Annotated in this window: 15 protein-coding genes; 10 read left to right on the forward strand and 5 right to left on the reverse strand. The window is 68.0% G+C overall.

The features are described from left to right. The first annotated feature begins 24 nt into the window (after nucleotides 1–24). From CupriaWKF_RS00445 to CupriaWKF_RS00460, 4 genes are all read left to right on the forward strand, one after another. Nucleotides 25–3,477, forward strand: coding sequence for a transglutaminase family protein (locus CupriaWKF_RS00445; protein ID WP_276099099.1), 3,453 nt, complete (start codon nucleotides 25–27; stop codon nucleotides 3,475–3,477). A gap of 57 nt (nucleotides 3,478–3,534) precedes the next feature. Beyond that, entirely contained in the window at nucleotides 3,535–6,174 is a 2,640-nt protein-coding gene (locus tag CupriaWKF_RS00450; RefSeq protein WP_276099100.1) for a circularly permuted type 2 ATP-grasp protein, read from the forward strand. Next, nucleotides 6,171–7,082, forward strand: coding sequence for a transglutaminase family protein (locus CupriaWKF_RS00455; protein ID WP_276099101.1), 912 nt, complete (start codon nucleotides 6,171–6,173; stop codon nucleotides 7,080–7,082). The genes CupriaWKF_RS00450 and CupriaWKF_RS00455 overlap by 4 nt, the downstream gene beginning before the upstream one ends. A gap of 63 nt (nucleotides 7,083–7,145) precedes the next feature. Next, a complete protein-coding gene (locus CupriaWKF_RS00460) occupies nucleotides 7,146–8,072 on the forward strand; it encodes an alpha-E domain-containing protein (protein WP_276099102.1) in 927 nt (308 codons plus the stop codon). Nucleotides 8,073–8,166: 94 nt separating this feature from the next. Here CupriaWKF_RS00460 and gatB read toward each other — a convergent pair whose 3' ends face one another. The 5 genes from gatB to gatC all read right to left on the reverse strand — a co-directional run bounded on the left by gatB (nucleotide 8,167) and on the right by gatC (nucleotide 13,128). Beyond that, nucleotides 8,167–9,624, reverse strand: coding sequence for an Asp-tRNA(Asn)/Glu-tRNA(Gln) amidotransferase subunit GatB (gene gatB, locus CupriaWKF_RS00465; protein WP_276099103.1), 1,458 nt, complete (start codon nucleotides 9,622–9,624; stop codon nucleotides 8,167–8,169). An 87-nt stretch (nucleotides 9,625–9,711) separates the two neighbouring features. Next, on the reverse strand, nucleotides 9,712–10,782 hold the full coding sequence (locus tag CupriaWKF_RS00470) for a dienelactone hydrolase family protein (RefSeq protein WP_276099104.1): 1,071 nt from the start codon (nucleotides 10,780–10,782) through the stop codon (nucleotides 9,712–9,714). A gap of 11 nt (nucleotides 10,783–10,793) precedes the next feature. Continuing rightward, a complete protein-coding gene (locus CupriaWKF_RS00475; protein WP_276099105.1) occupies nucleotides 10,794–11,258 on the reverse strand; it encodes a hypothetical protein in 465 nt (154 codons plus the stop codon). Nucleotides 11,259–11,260: 2 nt separating this feature from the next. Beyond that, nucleotides 11,261–12,766 (reverse strand): Asp-tRNA(Asn)/Glu-tRNA(Gln) amidotransferase subunit GatA, encoded by a 1,506-nt coding sequence (gene gatA / locus CupriaWKF_RS00480; RefSeq protein ID WP_276099106.1) that lies wholly within the window; start codon nucleotides 12,764–12,766, stop codon nucleotides 11,261–11,263. Between the two features lie 62 nt (nucleotides 12,767–12,828). After that, entirely contained in the window at nucleotides 12,829–13,128 is a 300-nt protein-coding gene (gene gatC / locus CupriaWKF_RS00485) for an Asp-tRNA(Asn)/Glu-tRNA(Gln) amidotransferase subunit GatC (RefSeq protein WP_276099107.1), read from the reverse strand. 625 nt (nucleotides 13,129–13,753) lie between these two features. On the opposite strand from gatC, the gene CupriaWKF_RS00490 reads away from it, so the two are divergent. From CupriaWKF_RS00490 to CupriaWKF_RS00515, 6 genes are all read left to right on the forward strand, one after another. Continuing rightward, nucleotides 13,754–14,797 carry a rod shape-determining protein gene (locus CupriaWKF_RS00490; RefSeq protein WP_011296266.1) on the forward strand — a complete coding sequence of 348 codons (1,044 nt, stop codon included), beginning with the start codon at nucleotides 13,754–13,756 and terminating at the stop codon, nucleotides 14,795–14,797. Nucleotides 14,798–14,978: 181 nt separating this feature from the next. Further along, nucleotides 14,979–15,953 carry a rod shape-determining protein MreC gene (gene mreC, locus CupriaWKF_RS00495; protein WP_276099108.1) on the forward strand — a complete coding sequence of 325 codons (975 nt, stop codon included), beginning with the start codon at nucleotides 14,979–14,981 and terminating at the stop codon, nucleotides 15,951–15,953. Further along, entirely contained in the window at nucleotides 15,950–16,462 is a 513-nt protein-coding gene (mreD, locus tag CupriaWKF_RS00500) for a rod shape-determining protein MreD (RefSeq protein ID WP_276099109.1), read from the forward strand. Before mreC ends, mreD begins: the two co-directional genes overlap by 4 nt. A 31-nt stretch (nucleotides 16,463–16,493) precedes the next feature. Continuing rightward, nucleotides 16,494–18,806, forward strand: coding sequence for a penicillin-binding protein 2 (mrdA, locus tag CupriaWKF_RS00505; RefSeq protein ID WP_276099110.1), 2,313 nt, complete (start codon nucleotides 16,494–16,496; stop codon nucleotides 18,804–18,806). Between the two features lie 11 nt (nucleotides 18,807–18,817). Continuing rightward, nucleotides 18,818–19,960 carry a rod shape-determining protein RodA gene (gene rodA / locus CupriaWKF_RS00510; RefSeq protein ID WP_276099111.1) on the forward strand — a complete coding sequence of 381 codons (1,143 nt, stop codon included), beginning with the start codon at nucleotides 18,818–18,820 and terminating at the stop codon, nucleotides 19,958–19,960. An 83-nt stretch (nucleotides 19,961–20,043) separates the two neighbouring features. Beyond that, on the forward strand, nucleotides 20,044–20,715 hold the full coding sequence (locus CupriaWKF_RS00515; protein ID WP_276099112.1) for a DUF484 family protein: 672 nt from the start codon (nucleotides 20,044–20,046) through the stop codon (nucleotides 20,713–20,715). The last annotated feature ends 19 nt before the right edge of the window (nucleotides 20,716–20,734 follow it).

The following is a 20,734-nucleotide window of genomic DNA, read 5'->3' on the forward strand; positions in this document are numbered from 1 at the left end:
GCAGCAACCGCCTGGGAGGGCGCCGTGGCCATACATGTCGCACTGAATCACGTCACGCACTATCGCTATGACCGTCCGGTAAAGCTGTCGCCGCAGGTGGTGCGCTTGCGGCCCGCACCGCACTGCCGCACGCCGATCCTGTCGTACGCGCTGCGCATCGAGCCGGCGCAGCACTTCATCAACTGGCAGCAGGATCCGTTCTCCAATTACCTGGCGCGCCTGGTCTTCCCGGAAGCGACGACGGAGTTCAAGGTCACGGTCGACCTGGTGGCCGAGATGTCGGTCTACAACCCGTTCGACTTCTTCCTGGAGCCTTCGGCGGAGCGCTTTCCCTTCGCGTATGACGCCGGCCTCGCACATGACCTGGCGCCCTACCTGGTGCGCGAAGAACTGACACCGCGCTTCGCGGCCTTTGTCGACAGCATCGATCGCGCCGAATGCCGCACGCTCGATTTCCTGGTGGCGCTGAACCAGCGCCTGCAACGAGAAATCCGCTACCTGATCCGCATGGAGCCGGGCGTGCAGAGCCCGGAAACCACGCTCGCCAATGCCTCGGGATCGTGCCGCGATTCGGGCTGGCTGCTGGTGCAGACGCTGCGCCACCTCGGCCTGGCGGCGCGCTTCGTTTCAGGCTACCTGCTGCAACTGGCGCCTGACGTGAAGGCCATCGACGGCCCGAGCGGCGCCGAGCGCGACTTCACCGACCTGCATGCCTGGTGCGAGGTCTACCTGCCTGGCGCAGGATGGATCGGGCTGGATCCCACCTCCGGCCTGCTTGCGGGAGAGGGGCATATCCCGCTCGCGTGCACGCCCGAGCCCGGCAGCGCCGCGCCAGTGACCGGCGAGGTCGAGGAATGCGAAGCCGAGTTCAGCCATGCGATGACCATCACGCGCGTCCATGAGTCGCCGCGCGTGACGCTGCCCTATACCGAGGACCAGTGGCAGGCTGTGAGCGCCGCCGGCGCCGCGGTGGACCGCGAACTGCAGGCGATGGACGTGCGCCTGACGATGGGAGGAGAGCCGACCTTCGTCTCGGCGCGCGACCGTGACGGCGCCGAGTGGAATACCGATGCGCTCGGGCCGACCAAGCGCGGCCTGGCCGCCGAACTGGTGCATCGCCTGCGCGAGCGCTACGGAGCGGGTGGCTTCCTGCATTTCGGGCAGGGCAAGTGGTATCCGGGCGAGCAATTGCCGCGCTGGGCGCTGACGATTGCGTGGCGCGCCGACGGCGCGCCCTGCTGGCAGGACCCGGCGCTTTTTGCCGACGAGCGCCATCCCGGCGACTATACCGACGCCGATGCGCGCCGCTTCATGATGGCCCTGTGCGACCGGCTCGGGCTCGACACCTCCTATGCGCTGCCAGGCTATGAGGATGCCTGGTACTACCTGTGGCGCGAGCGGCGGCTGCCCGTCAACGTCGATCCGCATGCTTCGCGCCTGGATGACGAAATGGAGCGCATGCGCCTGCGCCGCGTGTTCGATGCGGGCTTGGCGAGCGTGACTGGCTATGTGCTGCCGCTGGCACGGGACGAAAGCCAGGCGGAGCAGGCTGGCGAAGCGGGCGGCTGGACCAGCGGCCGCTGGTACCTGCGCGACGAGCGGCTGTATCTGCTGCCCGGCGATTCGCCGATGGGCTACCGGCTGCCGCTCGATGCCCTCCCGTGGTCGAGTCCGGCCGACCGGGAGCAGCAGTTCGAGCAGGATCCCTTCGCGCCGCGCGCGCCGCTGCCGGCAGCAGCGGGTCTGCGCCGACAGTCACCAGCACCTTTGTCCGCGACATCGGCGGCGCCGGCGCGGCACGCCGCCACCACTACCGCTGCAATGGGTACGGGCAGCGGCACCAGTGGCACAGCGCAGGTCGAGCCCGCACGCGGGCAATCCGCGACCGGCGTCGTGCGCACGGCACTGTGCGTCGAGGTCCGCCATCCGGCGCGCGCGGCAGGCCCGCGTGTCGAGGCCGAACAGGCGGACGACAAGCGCGGCGTCATCTACGTCTTCATGCCACCGCTACCCCGGCTCGAAGACTACCTCGCTCTGCTGCAGGCAGTGGAAGCCACTGCCGCCTCCCTTGGCGTGCAGATCGTGCTGGAAGGCTATCCGCCGCCGCGCGATGCGCGGCTCAAGGTGCTGCAGGTCACGCCCGATCCCGGCGTGATCGAGGTGAACATCCATCCCGCCGCCAACTGGGAACAACTGGTCGACCACACCGAGTTCCTCTACCAGGCCACGCACGAGTGCTTCCTGTCGACCGAGAAGTTCATGCTCGACGGCCGGCATACCGGCACCGGCGGTGGCAACCACTTCGTGCTGGGCGGGGCCACGCCGGCCGACAGCCCGTTCCTGCGCAGGCCGGACCTGCTGGCCAGCCTGATTGCGTACTGGCACAACCATCCGTCGCTGTCCTACCTGTTCTCCGGGCTCTTCATCGGGCCGACCAGCCAGGCCCCGCGTGTGGACGAGGCACGCAACGACCAGCTCTACGAGCTGGAAATCGCATTCGCCGAACTGCGCCGCCAGCTTGCCGGGCGCGAACTGGACGGCACGAACGGCTACGTGCCGCCGTGGCTGGTCGATCGCGTGCTGCGCAACCTGCTGATCGACGTCACCGGCAACACGCACCGCGCCGAGTTCTGCATCGACAAGCTCTACTCTCCGGACGGCCCGACCGGCAGGCTCGGCCTGCTGGAACTGCGCGCCTTCGAGATGCCGCCGCATGCGCGCATGAGCCTGGTGCAGCAGTTGCTGCTGCGCGCGCTGGTGGCACGCTTCTGGCGCGAGCCGTACCAGGCGCCGCTCACGCGCTGGGGTACGGCGCTGCACGACCGCTTCATGCTGGGCACCTTCGTGCAGATGGATTTCGACGACGTGCTGGCCGACATGCGCGCTGCCGGCTTTGCCTTCGATGCCGGCTGGTTTGCCCCGCATTTCGAATTCCGCTTCCCGCGCATTGGCGAACTTGCCGCCGGTGGCCTGGCACTCACGCTGCGCGGCGCGCTGGAGCCGTGGCATGTAATGGGCGAGGAAGGCGCGGCCGGCACCACGGTGCGCTTCGTGGATTCGTCGGTGGAACGCCTCGAGGTGCACGTGCTCGGCATGAATGACAGCCGCCATGTGGTCACCGTGAATGGCCAGGCCGTGCCGCTGCAACCCACCGGGCGCACGGGCGAGTTCGTCGCGGGCGTGCGTTACCGCGCATGGGCGCCGGCGTCGTCGCTGCACCCGACCATTGCGCCGCATGCGCCGCTGACCATTGACGTGGTCGATACCTGGAGCGAGCGCAGTATCGGTGGCTGCCAGTATCATGTGGCGCATCCGGGTGGGCGCAATTACCAGACCTTCCCCGTCAACGCCTATGAGGCGGAAAGCCGGCGCCTGGCACGCTTTTCGGCCTACGGGCACACGCCGGGGCGCACCGTTGCGCAGGCGCCGCGGCGCAGCCTCGAGTTTCCCTTCACGCTGGACCTGCGCCAGGGGTAGACATGCAGCAGCGCGGCTGCGCCGGGACCGGCGCAGCCGCCAACAGGAGACCAGACCTTGGCCCAGCCCCTGTCGCGGCCCGCCGACGACACCGACGCCCCTCACGCCACGGCGGCCATTGCCGCCGCTGCCCGCCTCGCGCAGCCGGTGCCTGCCGGACACCTGGATGAATTGCGTTTGCCGGCCGGCACGCTGCGCGAGGCGTGGGCGCGCTTCTTCGCCGTGGTAGGCGAGCCCGGCGCCGTGGAGCTGGCCCCGCGCGCGGCGGCCATGGCGCGGCAGATCCGCGACAACGGCGTGACCTACAACGTCTATGCCGACCAGGGCGCGGCGCGCGCGTGGCCACTGGAGCTGTTTCCGTTCCTGGTCACCGAACAGGACTGGCAGGTCATCGAGCGCGGCGCCGCGCAGCGCGCGACGCTGGCCAATGCGATCCTGGCCGACATCTATGGCGAACAGACGCTGCTCGCGCGCGGGCTGCTGCCGCCCGGGCTGGTGTATGGGCATCCGGGCTACCTGCATCCGCTGCGGGGCTACCAGCCGCCGGGCGGCAGCTTCCTGCAGATCGTCGCGGTGGACCTGGTGCACACCGAAGACGGCTGGACCGTCATGGCGCACCGTACCGATACGCCTTCGGGCATGGGCTACGCGCTCGAGAACCGGCTGATCATCTCCAGCCTGTTCACCGATGCTTTCCGCGACCTGCATGTGCGCCGCCTGCCGCCGGCGTTCGCGCAACTGGTGTCCACGCTCGCGCATGCGCCACTGGCCGCCGCGACCGAGGCTGGCAGCGGGCGCGACGGGACGGCTGCGTCCGCTACCGGCCACCACATCGTGCTGCTCACGCCTGGTCCTTACAACGAGACCTACTTCGAGCACACGTTTCTCGCACGCTACCTTGGCATCACGCTGGTCGAGGGCAAGGACCTGACCGTGCGCAATGACGTGGTCTACCTCAAGACCTTCGGCGGACTCGAACGCGTGGACGTGGTGCTGCGGCGCCTGGACGATGTCTTCTGCGACCCGCTCGAGCTGCGCCACGACTCCACGCTGGGCGTGCCCGGGCTGCTGGAGGCGATGCGCGCGGGCAATGTCATGGTGTCCAACGTGCCCGGCGCCGGCTTCCTGGAATCCCCGGCCATGCACGGCTTCCTGCCCGGCATTGCCGAAGCGCTGCTGGGCGAGCCGCTGCTGCTGCCAGGCGTGCCCAGCTGGTGGTGCGGGGAGGACGCCGCGCGCGAGCAGGCGCTGGCCACGCTGCCCGAAGCCTTCGTGATGCCGACCTACCCGCGCCGCGCCGACCTGAGCGACGAGCCCGCGGTGGGCATGGAGCTGGGCCTGCAGGCGCTAGACGGCTGGCGCGAGCGCATCGCCCGCATGCCCGACCGCTACACGCTGCAGCCGCCCCTGCCGCTGTCGCACACGCCATGCTGGGAAGGGGACCGGATCGGTTCGCGCGCGGCCATGCTGCGCGTATTCGCGGTGGCGGATGGCAATGGCGGCTGGCAGGTCATGGCGGGCGGCTTCAGCCGGCTCGCGGCGCCGCAGCTCGAGTCGGTATCGATGCAGCTCGGCGGCACCAGCGCGGATACCTGGGTGATGTCCAGCCAGCCGGTGCCGGCCGCGCCGCTGGCCGGGCGCGCGGGGCTCGCGGCGCCGACACCGGCGCGGGCGCTGGTGGTGTCGAGCCGCGCTGCCGAGAACCTGTTCTGGGCCGGGCGCTATGCCGAGCGCGCCGAGAACAATGTGAGGCTGTGCCGGCAGATCCTCGGTTCCATCGAAAGCAGCGACGATACCGATGACGGCACGCTATCGATGCTCGGCCAGCTCGCGCAGATGGCGGGCCTGGTGCCCGCCGAGGCGCCGTCGCCAAAAATGTCGCTGCGCCTGTTCGAGCGCAGCCTGGTTGCCACGCTGGCCGACGTTCGAGGCAGCACTGGCCTTGTGCAGAACCTTGCCGCGCATGCCGCCGCGGCCAATGAGATCCGCAACCGCCTGTCCAACGACCACTGGCGCACCATCCTCGCCGCGCGCAACGATTTCGGCGACGCCATGATGGAGGCCACGCTGTCTCTCGACGACGGCGGTACCGCCAGCTACGACCGCGCGCGCGTGCTGGCCGCGCTCGAGCACCTGGCCATGCAGCTTGGCGCCATCAACGGCGCGCAGGGCGACCGCATGTCGCGCGACGAAGCGTGGCGCCTGGTATTCATCGGGCGCCATATCGAGCGCCTGGCTACCATGAGCAGCTTCCTGCTGACCGCGATCGACACGGGCGCGTTGCGCTCGCGCAGTGGCTTCGAGCTGCTGCTGCACCTGTTCGACTGCACCCTGACCTATCGCTCGCTCTATCCGGGCCGCAGCGACCTGGCCGCGCTGGTCGACCTGCTCGTGCTGGAGCCGACCAACCCGCGCTGCCTCTATGGGTTGCTGGAACGGCTGCGCAGCAAGCTCGAGCAGCTTGCGCCCGGAGGCAGCGCGCAGGCACGTGTGCCGCTCGCGGAACTGCTGCCCGCGGCCAGCGCCCTGCCAACGCGCGCGGCGCTGTGCGAGGCGCTAAACGCTGCGGGCGGCGATGCGGGCGCGCTGTCGGCGCTGTGCGGCCAGTTCCTCGAGCGCATGGCACGCATCTCCGACGAGATCAGCGCACGCTATTTCAGCCATGCCGGCGCCAACCCGGAAGCCGACCAGCCGTGACCGACGCCGTGATATCTCCCGCCGGCGGCAGCACGCTCCACGTGCTGCATACCACCGCCTACCGCTATTCGCAGCCGGTCGAACATGCCCAACAGCGTGCCGTGGCCACGCCGCCGGACCTGCCGTGGCAGGCCGTGACCGAGCACGACACCCGCATCGAGCCCGCGCCCACGCACCAGCATGTGCGTACCGATGCGTTCGGCAACCGCGTACTGCACTTCATGCTCGACGTACCGCATACGCAGATGCAGCTGACCTGTACCAGCACCGTGGTGCTCACGCCGCGCTGGCAGGCGCTGGACCCGGCCGCGTCCGCGCCGTGGGAGACGGTGGCGCAATCGCTGCGCTTCCACGCGGGCCAGCCGTTCGAGCCGGCCACGCAGTTCGTCTTTGCCTCGCCCAACATTGCCCTGCATCCGAGCCTGCGCGAGTACGCGCTGCCCAGTTTTGGCGCAGGCGTGCCTGTCGTGGCCGGCGCGATGGATTTGATGGGGCGCATCCATGCCGAGTTCGAATATCACAGCGAATCCACCGAAGTGGACACGCCGGCCATGCAGGCATTCGCGCAGCGCAGCGGCGTGTGCCAGGACTTTGCGCAGGTGATGATCGGTTGCCTGCGTTCCGTGGGGCTGGCGGCCCGCTACGTCAGCGGCTACCTGTGCACCGAGCCGCCGCCCGGCGAGCCGCGCCTGGTCGGCGCCGACGCCTCGCACGCGTGGGTGTCGGTGTATTGCCCGGTCGCAGGCTGGGTCGACCTCGACCCGACCAACAATGTGCTGGCGGATACGCGCCACGTGACGCTGGCGCTGGGCCGCGACTACAGCGACGTGCCGCTGCTGCATGGCGTGATCGTAGGCGGTGGCGCGCACGGCGTGGACGTCGGCGTGACGGTGGTGCCGGTGGACTGAGCGATCCCGCAGGCTGGCAAGGCAATTGCTTGACCGATGATGGGCAATACCACGGGAGCCGCCATGCTGAGCCGCACCGCCGACCACCTGTACTGGATGGCCCGCTACACCGAACGCGCGGAAAACACCGCGCGCATGCTGGACGTCAACTACCAGACCGCGCTGCTGCCGCAAGGCGCGGACGCGGCCGAGCAGGGCTGGCGCGCCATGCTCGACATCACCGAACTCACGCCCTGCTATGCCGCGCGCCATGGCGGTCTCGGGCATGAGGCCATGATCGCCTTCATGTCGGGCGATCAGAGCCATCCCGCATCGATCCTCTCCTGCCTGCGCGCCGCGCGCGAGAACGCGCGTGCGGTGCGGGGCGCGCTCACCACGCCATTGTGGGAAACCATCAACGCCACGTGGCTCGAAGCGAACCAACGGGTCGGCGACGGCATGCCGGTGCACGATCCTTCCGGATTCTTCGAATGGGTCAAATTCCGCTCGCACCTCGCGCGCGGCGTCGAAGTCGGCACGATGCTCAAGGACGAAGCCTTCTGTTTCCTGCGGCTAGGGACATTCCTGGAGCGTGCCGACAACACCGCGCGGCTGCTCGACGTGAAATTCCACACCGCCGGCGGTGTGCCGCAGGAGGAGGATTCCTACTACTGGGCGGCGGTGCTGCGCGCGCTGTCGGGGCTGGAAACGTATCGCAAGGTCTATCGTTCCGCCATTACGCCGGAGCGGGTGGCGCAACTGCTGATCGTGAATCCGGCCATGCCGCGCTCACTGGCGGCGAGCATGCAGGAGGTGGTGGCGATCCTCGCGCAGATTCGGAACCGGCATTCGACCAACACCGAGAGGCGGGCGGGACGGCTCCATGCTGAACTGAAGTTCGCGCGTATCGATGACATCCTTGCCGTGGGAATCCACGGGTGGCTTGGGGACTTTCTTGGGAAGGTCAGGGAGGTGGGGGAGGGGATCCGGGGGGACTTTTTGTTGGCTTGATTTGTCGGATGGGGGAGGTGTGCTTCCAGATGCTGCTGTTCCGCCGGAACAGCAGCATCTGCCAAAGCACGAGGCGGCAATCAAACCACGGGGATCACCCCAACTTCTTCTTCAACAACTCATTCACCTGCGCCGGATTAGCCTTCCCCTTGGTCGCCTTCATAGCCTGCCCGACCAGCGCATTAAAGGCCTTCTCCTTCCCGGCCCGGAACTCTTCCACCGACTTGGCGTTGGCCGCCAGCACATCGTCGATGATCTTTTCAAGTTCACCGGTGTCGGACATCTGCTTCAGCCCCTTGGCGGCGATGATCGCATCGGCGTCACCGTCGGATTCGCCAGCCCACATCGCCGGGAAGACATCCTTCTTGGCGGTGTTGTTCGACACCGTGCCGTCGGCAATGCGTGCAAGCAGCCTGGCGAGCTGCGCCGGCCTGACCGGTGCGGCATCGATGCTGATGCCTTCGCGGTTCAGCTGCGAGGCGACATCCCCCATCAGCCAGTTGGCCGCGGGCTTGGCGTTGGCCGCGCCGGCGTCGGTGACGACGGCTTCGTAGTAGCCGGCCAGCGCCTTGGTGGCGGTCAGCATGCTGGCGTCATAGGCCGACAGGCCGTATTGCGAAACAAAACGCGCCTGCATGGCGGCCGGCAGTTCCGGCAGCTCGCCGCGCACGCGCTCGACCCAGGCTGCGTCAATCTCCAGCGGCATCAGGTCGGGATCGGGGAAGTAGCGGTAGTCGTGCGCGTCTTCCTTGGTGCGCATGGCGCGCGTTTCGCCGGTGTCCGGGTCGAACAGCACCGTGGCCTGCTGGATCTTGCGGCCATCTTCGATCTCGTTGATCTGCCACTGCACTTCGTAGTCGATGGCCTGCTGCAGGAAGCGGAACGAGTTCAGGTTCTTGATCTCGCGGCGCGTGCCGAATTCCTTCTGGCCGACCGGGCGCACCGAGACGTTGGCGTCGCAGCGGAAGCTGCCTTCCTGCATGTTGCCGTCGCAGATGCCCAGCCACACCACGAGCGAGTGCAGCGCCTTGGCGTAGGCCACGGCTTCGGCCGAGCTGCGCATGTCGGGCTCGGTCACGATTTCGAGCAGCGGCGTGCCGGCGCGGTTCAGGTCGATGCCGGTCATGCCGGCAAAGTCCTCGTGCAGCGACTTGCCCGCATCTTCTTCCAGGTGGGCGCGCGTCAGTTGCACGGTCTTCTCGTACACCTCGCCCTTCTTGCCTTCGACCTGGATCGTGATGCTGCCGCCCTGCACCACGGGGATCTCGTACTGGCTGATCTGGTAGCCCTTGGGCAGGTCGGGGTAGAAGTAGTTCTTGCGCGCGAAGATGCTGCGCGGCGCGATAGTGGCGCCGATCGCCAGCCCGAACTGGATGGCGCGTTCCACCGCGCCCTTGTTGAGCACGGGCAACACGCCCGGCAGCGCGAGGTCAACCGGCGAGGCCTGTGTATTGGGCTCGGCGCCGAAGGCGGTGGAGGTCCCGGAGAAAATCTTGGAGGCCGTCGAGAGCTGCGTGTGCGTTTCGAGGCCGATCACCACTTCCCATTGCATGGCGGTATTCCTGTTCGGTTCTTGGGTTCTGTCTGTTGCAAAGGGCCGGCGCAGGCGCCGGGCCCATGTATCTGTGTTGGCGCGCGCTCAGGGGTCGGGACTGGCGAGCCAGGAGTCTAGCTGGGCCATGGCGGCCACGCGGGCCACGGCATCGCCGCCGATCGTCACGCCGCGGCCGGCGCGCGATCCGCCCGGCCCGTCGCGGCGCACCTGCAATTCGCTGGTGCCGTCAAAGCCGTGATATGCGCCAGGGTAGATCTCCAGCCGGAAACGTGCGTTCGGCTGGCGCGCCAGCACCGCGCTCTGCAGCATGGCGCAGCGCGTGGCGGGGGTCCAGTCGTCGGCGCCGCCGATCATCAGCAGCACCGGTGCGCGCAAGCGGAAATTGTGCTGCTGCACGGCCCGCTTGCAGGCGGGATAGAACGCCACGGCGCGTTCCACTTGCGGCGTGTTGGCCGGCCACGGCCGGCTCGCATCGACGGTGGCCAGCACCGCCTGCGCACCGTTGGACCAGCCGAGCAGCACGATGCGCGCGGCATCGATGCCGGGCTGACGCGCCACCCAGCGCAGCGCCGCCAGCGCATCGGCGCGGCGCAGGCGATCGTCCAGGCCACGCGCCTCGGGCGAATCGCCGCAGCCTTGCAGCCTGTCATGCGCGGACAGGCTGTCGGGCATCAGCACGGCGTAGCCGCGCTCGGCCAGCCACTGGGCGTACTCGCGATAACGCGGCTGCAGCGCGGACGCGGCATCGCCGTCGCCGGCGTGGCCGGCTTCCACCCGCGTGGCCTCGGGGCGCGAGGCCGTCAGGCCGTTGCAGCCGTGCAGTGCGATCACCACGGGCAGAGCCTGGGTACGCGGCGTGCTGGCTTCGCGCGGCACGAACCAGTAGGCATTCAGCGCCGGCGCGCCCTGTTCGCCGGGGAGCTGCACGCGCAGTGCCGGCGTAGCCGGTCGCACGGCCGGCGCCGTGCGCGTGGTGGCGCCGGGGGCGAGCGCGGTGAGCGGGGCGGTATTGGCCGGCTGTACGAGTGCCGGTGTCGGCGGCGCGGGCGTGTGCGCGAGCACGGTCCCAGCCAGCAGCATGCCGGCCGCGCCGGCAACGCGCGTGGCGAGCCGGTGCAGACAATGCGGGCAGTTGCTGGCGGGCCTGGCGGTCATCGCGGGTGGCCTCAGCGGGTTTGCGCGCAGGCGCCGCTGCCCGGCTCGAACATCACCGGCCAGGCCTGTTCGTAGATCCCCGGCGTGCAGCGTTGCGCGCAGTTGGCGTGCGCGAGCGTGATGCGGCGCGGATCCTGCCAGACCATCAGCTTGCAGCCGCTGCCGTCATTGGCGCGCAGCTCGATGTGCGGCTTCTTCTGGACCTGGCGGAAATCGGCCAGGTTGAAGGTGCACGAGCCGCGCTTGCCGACCCACAGCTTCCACGAGAGCTGCTGCACGCTGTTGTCCGACACGCGCAGCTGGGCGTCCTCGCGGAAGCCGTCTTCCTCGGTGCGGCGGCAGTCGCCGACGACGTCGATATCGCGGCTGGCGATGGGCGTCGGCTTGCCGATGATCGGCAACTGGATGCAGCCGGCCACCACCGCGGCCAGTGCCGCGGCGAGGATCAGGCGGAAGCCTTGCGCAAGCCGATTCATGCTCACCCCTTGGCGGGACGGCGCAGGTGCCAGTCAGTGGCCTGCTGGAACGCGTGCGCGGTCTGCAGCAGCTGCGCTTCGTCGAAGTAGTTGCCGATCAGCTGCAGGCCGACCGGCATATTGCCCTCGCCAAAGCCGCACGGCACGCTCATGCCAGGCAGGCCGGCCAGGCTGGTCGACAGCGTGAAGATGTCGGCCAGGTACATCTGCACCGGGTCGGAGCTCTTCTCGCCGAGCTTCCATGCCACCGTCGGTGCCACCGGGCCCATGATCACGTCGCACTGGGCGAAGGCACGCTGGAAGTCGTCGGCAATGATGCGGCGGATCTTCTGGGCCTGCAGGTAGTAGGCGTCGTAGTAGCCATGCGACAGCACGTAGGTGCCCACCATGATGCGGCGCTTGACCTCGGCGCCGAAGCCTTCGGCGCGGGACTTCTTGTACATGTCGAGCAGGTCGCGGTACTCGGCCGCGCGGTGGCCGTAGCGCACGCCGTCAAAGCGCGACAGGTTCGACGAAGCCTCGGCTGGTGCAATCACGTAATAAACGGGGATCGACAGCTCGGTCTTGGGCAGCGACACCTCCACCAGCGTGGCGCCGAGCTGCTCGTACTGGCGCAGCGCGGCGCGCACGGTCTCTTCCACGTCGGGCGACAGGCCCTTGCCGAAGTATTCGCGCGGCAGGCCGATGCGCAGGCCGGCCAGGGGCTGGCTTTCGGTGGCGCCGGCGCGGGCACGGCCCAGGTGGCGCGTGAAGTCCTCGTCCACGCCGCCCTGCTCGGGCGGGATGCTGGTCGAATCCTTCGGGTCGAAGCCGGCCATGGCGTTGAGCAGCAGGGCGCAGTCCTCGGCGGTGTGAGCCATCGGGCCAGCCTGGTCCAGCGACGACGCGAACGCGATCATGCCGTAGCGCGACACGCGGCCATAGGTCGGCTTGATGCCGGTGATGCCCGAGAACGACGACGGCTGGCGGATCGAGCCGCCAGTGTCGGTGCCGGTGGCGGCCGGCGCCAGGCCCGCGGCCACGGCGGCGGCCGAGCCGCCCGACGAGCCGCCCGGCACGCGGTCGGTGTCCCACGGGTTGCGCACCGCGCCGAAGAAGGAGTTCTCGTTGGACGAGCCCATCGCAAACTCGTCCATATTGGTCTTGCCCAGCGTGACCATGCCGGCGGCGGCCATGCGCTCGACCACGGTGGCATCGAACGGGCTTTCATAGTTGGCCAGCATCTTCGAGCCGGCCGTCGAGCGCCAGCCGCGCGTGACGAACACGTCCTTGTGGGCCACGGGCACGCCCGTGAGCAGCGTCGCCTCGCCGCGCGCGCGGCGCGCGTCGGCTTCACGTGCCTGGGCCAGCGTGCGTTCGGCGTCGACATGGGTGAAGGCGTTCAGGGCGCCGGCCTGCTCGATGCGGGCCAGGTAGGTGCGGGCGAGTTCCTCGGCGGAGACGGTGCGCGCGGCCAGGGCATCGGCAAGCTGGCGCAGGGAGGTCACGGAATCAGCGGAAAAGGGCATGACAGTCGGTTGGCATCAGGGGTGGCGTGCTTGGGTGCGGGCGCAGCGGGGCAGGGCGCCGGTCATTCAATGACCTTGGGCACCAGGTACAGGCCATTCTGGGTGGCCGGCGCGGGACGCTGGTAGTCGTCGCGGCGGTCGCTTTCGGTCACGGCGTCCTCACGCAGGCGCTGGGCCATCTCGCGCACGGTGGCCAGCGGGTGGGCCAGGGGCTCGATGCCGGTGGTGTCGACCGCCTGCATCTGCTCGACCAGCGAAAAGAAGTTATTGAGCTGCGCAAGCGTCTGGGAGGCCTCTTCATCGCTGGTTTCGATGCGGGCCAGATGGGCGATGCGCTTGACGTCGGAAAGGTCGAGGGCCATGGCGAGGTGAAATGTCGGGTGCAAAAAGGCGCTTGCGGCACAGGCGCCCGAGGCATGCGGCGGGTGCGTCGCGCCGCCGGGGCAGGGTGCCGGAGGGGCGCCCCGGGTCATCGGATTAGCTGTGGTTTTCAGGTCGTAACCGCCCGAATCAGCAGGAATTATAAGGTATCATTCCGTGCTCCCGACCTTTGGCAGCGTCCTCGCCACATCTCCGCCGGCACGGCTGCATGAGTGAACGATTTGTCACTTTTGCGGCGGTGGGCTTCGCTGTCATGAAACGTGCTTCGGGCTGCACTGGCCGCCACACTGTGGGGGTGGTGTCCAAAGCACGATGGTCTGGGTTCCTCTGATTAGCCCTCCGTTGCTTTGCTGATCTTCCGCAAAGTGGCACCGACGTAGTCTTTTCGCGAACTTTTTCGTGAGGTCTAATCAAAGGTTCCCGTAGAGCGGTGCGCGGGAGTGCACTGCGGCGGTCTGCCGGCGTCATCCTCCCCAGGGGGCGGATGACGGACTTCCGGCGCCCGGGAAGCCTCGACCTTACCCGCATGAACCTATTTTGTGGCCGGCCCGCAGGCGGTGCCGGCCACTTCGCCTACCCGCGAACCCAACAGAAACAGGATTCCTGATGTTCGGATTTCTCCGCAGCTATTTTTCCAACGACCTGGCCATCGACCTCGGCACCGCCAACACGCTGATCTATATGCGCGACAAGGGCATCGTCCTGGACGAGCCTTCGGTCGTGGCCATCCGCCAGGAAGGCGGCCCCAACGCCAAGAAGACCATCCAGGCGGTGGGCAAGGAAGCCAAGCAGATGCTGGGCAAGGTGCCCGGGAATATAGAAGCCATCCGCCCGATGAAGGACGGCGTGATCGCCGACTTCACCGTCACCGAGCAGATGCTCAAGCAGTTCATCAAGATGGTGCATGACTCGAAGCTGCTGCGTCCGAGCCCGCGTATCATCATCTGCGTGCCGTGCGGTTCGACCCAGGTCGAGCGCCGCGCCATCCGCGAATCGGCGCTGGGTGCCGGTGCCAGCCAGGTGTACCTGATCGAGGAGCCGATGTCGGCCGCGATCGGCGCCGGCCTGCCGGTGTCGGAGCCGTCGGGCTCGATGGTGGTGGACATCGGCGGCGGCACCACCGAGGTGGGCATCATCTCGCTGGGCGGCATGGTCTATAAGGGTTCGGTGCGCGTCGGCGGCGACAAGTTCGACGAGGCCATCGTCAACTACATCCGCCGCAACTACGGCATGCTGATCGGCGAACAGACCGCCGAGGCCATCAAGAAGGAAATCGGCTCGGCCTTCCCGGGTTCCGAGGTCCGCGAGATGGAAGTCAAGGGCCGCAACCTGTCCGAAGGCATTCCGCGTGCCTTCACGGTATCGTCCAACGAAATCCTGGAAGCGCTGACCGATCCGCTCAACCAGATCGTGTCGGCCGTCAAGATCGCGCTGGAACAGACGCCGCCGGAACTGGGCGCCGACATTGCCGAGCGCGGCATGATGCTGACCGGCGGCGGCGCGCTGCTGCGCGACCTGGACCGCCTGCTGGCCGAGGAAACCGGCCTGCCGGTGCTGGTCGCCGAAGACCCGCTGACCTGCGTGGTGCGCGGCTCCGGCATGGCGCTGGAACGCATGGACAAGCTGGGCAGCATTTTCTCGTACGAGTAAGCGCACAGGACTGCACGCGACGATGCGCCGCCTGCCGGATCTCGCGATCAGGGCTGCGGGGCAACGCCGCGCCCGCGGGAGCGCTCCCGCGGCACCGATTGCCGCCCCGGCACGCCGGGGCGGCAATGTCTTTGCGTCATCGCTTCCGTCTTCCCTCCCGTCAACGCCCGCGCCCGGCTAAATGGATTACTCTCCACCGCCGCTTTTCAAGCAAGGGACTTCGGCCGTCGCACGCCTGGTCCTGTACGTGGCCATCGCGCTGGCGCTGCTGATCGTCGATGCGCGCTTCAATGCGCTCAGCATCGTGCGCCAGGTGGCCGCCACAGTCCTGATGCCCGTCGAGCGCGTCGTGCTGGTGCCGCGCGACGCGCTGCGCGCGGTGTTCGACTACGCACAGTCGTCCGCTTCGCTGGCCAGCGAGAACCGCGAACTGCGCCTGAGCGCCGTGCAGCAGGCCGAGGCCTCGGTGCGCCAGGCGCAGCTCGAGGCGGAGAACAACCAGTTGCGCAAGCTGCTGAGCCTGCAACAGGAGTCGGCCACGCCGGTCACGGCGGCGGAAATCCTCTATGACGCGCGCGATCCGTACTCGCAGCGCATCGTTATCGACAAGGGTAGCCAGCACGGACTGCGCGCAGGCTATCCGGTGATCGACGAGCGCGGCGTGGTGGGGCAGGTGACGCGTGTCTCGCCGTTCCAGTCCGAAGTCACGCTGCTGACCGACAAGGACCAGGCGATTCCCGTGCAGGTGGTACGCAACGGCTTGCGCAGCGTTGCCTTCGGCGGCGCGCGCGCGGGCCAGCTCGACCTGCGCTTCATGGCCGCGGCGGCCGACCTGCAGCAGGGCGACCTGCTGGTGACGTCGGGGCTCGACGGCACGTATCCGCCCGGCCTGCCGGTGGCGAAGATCTCGCATATCGAGCGCAAGGCCGATACCGCATTCTCGCGCGTGTGGTGCGAACCCGTGGCGGGCGTGCGGGCGCACCGGCAATTGCTGGTGGTGCGCTACGACTCGGCCATGCCGCCGCGCGAGGCGGTCGAGGACAAGCCCGAGGCGCCCCTCAAGGGGGCCAGGTCAGCCGCTGCGCGTGCCGCGGCGGCCAGCGCAGCGGCGGCCAAGGCTGGCTCCGCCCCGGCTGCCAAGGAGGCTCAACAGTGACCAATCCTCAGTACCTGCTGCGCCCGGTGAACCCCGCGTTCATCGCGTTCAGCTTTGTCATCGCCTTCCTGTTCAACCTGATGCCGTGGGGCACCATCCTGTGGATTCCCGACATGGTGGCGCTGGTGCTGGTGTTCTGGAACATCCACCAGCCGCGCAAGGTCGGCATGGGCGTGGCGTTCGCACTGGGCCTGCTGATGGACGTGCATGACGCGCGCCTGCTCGGCGAGCACGCGGTGGCCTATACGCTGCTGGCCTATTTCGCCATTACGATCCACCGCCGCGTGCTGTGGTTCACGGTCTATACGCAGGCGCTGCACGTGCTGCCGCTGCTGTTCATCGCGCATGCGGTGCCCGTGGTGATCCGCCTGGCCATGGGCGCACCGCTGCCGGGCTGGCCGCTGCTGCTGGCGCCCGGCATCGAAGCCCTGCTCTGGCCGATGGCTACCGCCGTGCTGCTCGCACCGCAGCGCCGTTCGGTCGACGTGGACGAAACGCGTCCGATCTGACCGCGACCAACGTATCCAACCCGGCAGTACCATGACCGAAATCCGCAACGTCGAACTGGAAATCGGCCGCTTCCGCCTCCGCGTGGCGGCCGCGGCGCTGTTCACGGTGATCTGCTTCGGCCTGCTGTTCACGCGCTTCCTGTGGCTGCAGTGGTACAAGCACGACCAGTACTCGGCCAAGGCCGAGGACAACCGCATCTCGGTGGCGCCGATCGAGCCCAACCGCGGCATCATCATGGACCGCAACGGCATCGTGCTGGCGCGCAACTACTCCGCCTACACGCTCGAGATCACGCCGTCCAAGCTGACCGATACGCTGGACAACACCATCGAGGCGCTGTCGTCGCTGGTCGATATCCAGCCGCGCGACCGGCGCCGCTTCAAGCGCCTGATGGAGGAATCGCGCAGCTTCGAGAGCCTGCCGATCCGCAGCCAGCTCAGCGACGCGGAAGTGGCGCGCTTTTCCGCGCAGCGCTTCCGCTTCCCGGGCGTGGACGTGCGCGCGCGCCTGTTCCGGCAATATCCGCTGGGCGAGTCGGCCTCGCACGTGATCGGCTATCTCGGGCGCATCTCGCAGCGCGACCAGGAGCGCATCGAGGCCATGGACGAGGCCAATGATGCGGACGGCGCGAAGTACGACCCGCGCAAGGACGCCGACAACTACAAGGGCTCCAACTACATCGGCAAGATTGGCCTGGAGCAGAGCTACGAAACCGAACTGCACGGGCTCACCGGCTTCGAGGAGGTCGAGGTGAGCGCGGGCGGCCGGCCCATCCGCACGCTGTCGACCTCGCCCGCCACGCCGGGCAACAACCTGATCCTGTCGCTCGATATCCGGCTGCAGCAACTGGCCGAAGAGTTGTTCGGCGACCGCCGCGGTGCGCTGGTGGCGATCGAGCCTTCCACGGGCGATATCCTGGCCTTCGTGTCCAAGCCGACCTTCGACCCGAACCTGTTCGTCGAGGGCATCGACAGCAACACCTGGAACGAGCTCAACAATTCGCCGGACAAGCCGCTGCTGAACCGCCCGCTTCGGGGTACGTATCCGCCCGGATCGACCTACAAGCCTTTCATGGCGCTGGCGGCGCTCACCACCGGCAAGCGCACCGCCGCCTGGGGCATGCATGACCCGGGCTCGTTCACGCTGGGCAACCATACCTTCCGCGACGACAAGCCGGGCGGCCACGGCTGGGTGGACATGCAGGCCTCGATCGTGCAGTCGTGCGACACCTACTACTATTCGCTGGCGCGCGACATGGGCGTCAATGCCATCCATGACTTCATGAAGCCGCTGGGCTTCGGCCAGATCACGGGCATCGACATCGAGGGCGAAAGCCGCGGCATCCTGCCGTCCCCCGAGTGGAAGCGCAAGACCTACCGCAAGCCCGAGCAGCAGAAGTGGTATGACGGCGAGACCATTTCGCTGGGCATCGGCCAGGGCTACAACAGCTTCACGATCCTGCAGCTCGCCAATGCGATCTCGATCATCGTCAACAACGGCGCGGCGATGAAGCCGCACCTGGTCAAGGCCGTGGAGGACTCGGTCACGCGCAAGCGCACGCTGACCGTGCCCAAGGAAAGCTACCGCCTGGACTTCAAGCAGGCCGATATCGACGTGATCAAGCGCGCGATGGTCGCGGTGACGCACTCCGGCACGGCCGCGCGGGCATTTGCCGGCGCCGCCTACGAGTCCGCCGGCAAGACCGGCACGGCCCAGACCTACACGCTCGGCAAGAACGAGAAGTACAACCACCACGCGCTGGATGAACGCAAGCGCGACCACTCGCTCTATACCGCGTTTGCGCCCGCAGACAACCCCAAGATCGCGCTTGCGCTGATCGTCGAGAACGCGGGCTTCGGCGCCGCGGTGGCGGCGCCGATCGCGCGCAAGGTGATGGACTATTACCTGCTCGGCAAGTGGCCCGCCGAACTCGAGGCCTCGGCACCGCCGCCGGCCGAGCGCGCGCCGGTCGACACGGCCAGCGTCTTTACCACCGGCCAGACGGCAAGCATTGCGAGCGCAACGGTCATGTCCGGCGGCGCCAGCGCCGTGGCGGCCAGCGCGGTGGGTGCGTCATCCGTGGCGTCGGCTTCGTCCGCGGTGGCGAGCGCTTCCGCGGTGGCGAGCGCCTCCGCGGCGGCCCCGACGCTTGACCCGGCCGCGATCCCGCCGGCTTCGGCGGTGCAGACGCTCGACGAGCGCATGCTGCAGGCGCTGGGCCACAGCAAGCCGCGGCCCGCGGCACCCGCCTCCGTGCCGGCCGCCGCCAAGGCGCCCGCGCCCAAACCACGCGTCAAGCCCGTTGCCGCCACGGCGGCGACGGGCGCCGACGTCACCCGCTGAAGGAGACGCGCATGGACAAGCGTCGCGTCCTGTCGCTCATCAAGACGGCGTTCACCGGCTTCGACAAGCCGCTCGCGCTGATCGTGTTCCTGTTGTTCGCCACCGGTATCGTGGCCGTGTACTCGGCCGCCATCGACATGCCAGGCAAGGTCGAGGACCAGCTGCGCAACATCCTGTTGTCCTACGTGATCATGCTGGTGATCGCCTACCTGCCCACGCAGACGCTGATGCGGGTAGCGGTGCCGATCTATACCGTGGGCGTGGCGCTGCTGATCGCGGTGGCCATGTTCGGCCTGATCCGCAAGGGCGCGCGCCGCTGGCTCAACGTCGGCATGGTGATCCAGCCGTCCGAGATCATGAAGATCTCGATGCCGCTGATGCTGGCGTGGTATTTCCAGAAACGCGAGGGCGTGGTGCGATGGTACGACTTCGTGGTGGCGCTGGTGCTACTGCTGATCCCGGTCGGCCTGATCGCCAAGCAGCCTGACCTGGGCACCGCGCTGCTGGTGATGGCGGCTGGCATCTACGTGATCTACTTTGCCGGGCTGTCGTGGCGCATCATCCTGCCGTTGCTGGGTGTGCTGGTGGTGGCGGTCTCGCTGCTGATTACGTTCCAGAACGATATCTGCGCGCCCGGCGTGAACTGGCCGATCCTGCATGACTACCAGCAGCACCGCGTGTGTACGCTGCTCGATCCGACCACCGACCCGCTGGGCAAGGGCTTCCACACGATCCAGTCGATCATCGCGATCGGCTCGGGCGGGGTCGAAGGCAAGGGCTGGCTCAAGGGCACCCAGACCCACCTGGAGTTCATCCCGGAAAAGCACACCGACTTCATCTTCGCGGTGTATTCCGAGGAATTCGGCCTGATCGGCAATGCCGTGCTGCTGGTGCTGTACCTGCTGCTGATCTTCCGCGGGCTGTTCATCGCGGCCAATGCGCCGACGCTGTTCTCGCGGCTGCTGGCCGGTTCGATCACGCTGATCTTCTTCACCTATGCCTTCGTCAACATGGGCATGGTGAGCGGCATCCTGCCCGTGGTGGGCGTGCCGCTGCCGCTGATGAGCTACGGCGGCACGGCGCTGGTGACGCTGGGCGCGGGCATCGGCATCCTGATGGCGATTTCCCGACAGAAACGGCTGATCCAGACGTAATTGAGAGGGCGGATGGCAAGGGGCGGCGCGCATGCGCCCCGCTTTGCTAAACTGCCATGCAAAATTCTCTCGGTTCGAAGCCCATGAACGCCCAAGACGTTGCCGCCTACCTGCAGAGCCATCCCGACTTCTTCGAAGACCATGCCGAGCTGCTGGCCACCGTGCAGCTGACCAGCCCGCACAGCCACCGCGCGGTGTCGCTGCAGGAACGGCAGATGGAAATCCTGCGTGAAAAGAACAAGGTGCTGGAACTGCGCCTGGCCGACCTGATGCGCCACGGGCACGACAACGACCGCACCCAGCAGCGCATGCACGCCTGGCAACTGCGCCTGATGGGCGAGCCGGACTCTCACGCGCTGCCCTATGCCGTACAGGATGGCCTGCAGCAGGTGTTCGACGTGCCCGCCGTGGCGCTCAAGCTGTGGAACGTGGCCGAACAGTATGCCCATATGGAAGTGGCGCAGGGTGGCAGCGATGACTTGCGGCTGTTCTCCGAAGGCCTGCGCGCACCATACTGCGGCGCCAACGCGGGTTTCGAGGCAGCCGGCCTGCTGGAACTCGACGAAGTTGCCTCTATCGCTATGGTGGCCTTGCGTCCGCCCGTGCGTACCGCCGGCGAGGTGCCGGGCGCGGCCTTCGGCCTGCTGGTGCTGGGCTCGCCCGACCCGCGTCGTTTCCTCGAAGGCATGGGCACGGCCTACCTGGCACAGATCGGCGAAGTGGCCGGCGCCGCGCTGAACCGCCTGCGCGACTGATAGCCCGGTCCGGAGCCTG

Origin of the sequence: Cupriavidus sp. WKF15, assembly GCF_029278605.1 — a bacterium.
Lineage (GTDB): Bacteria > Pseudomonadota > Gammaproteobacteria > Burkholderiales > Burkholderiaceae > Cupriavidus.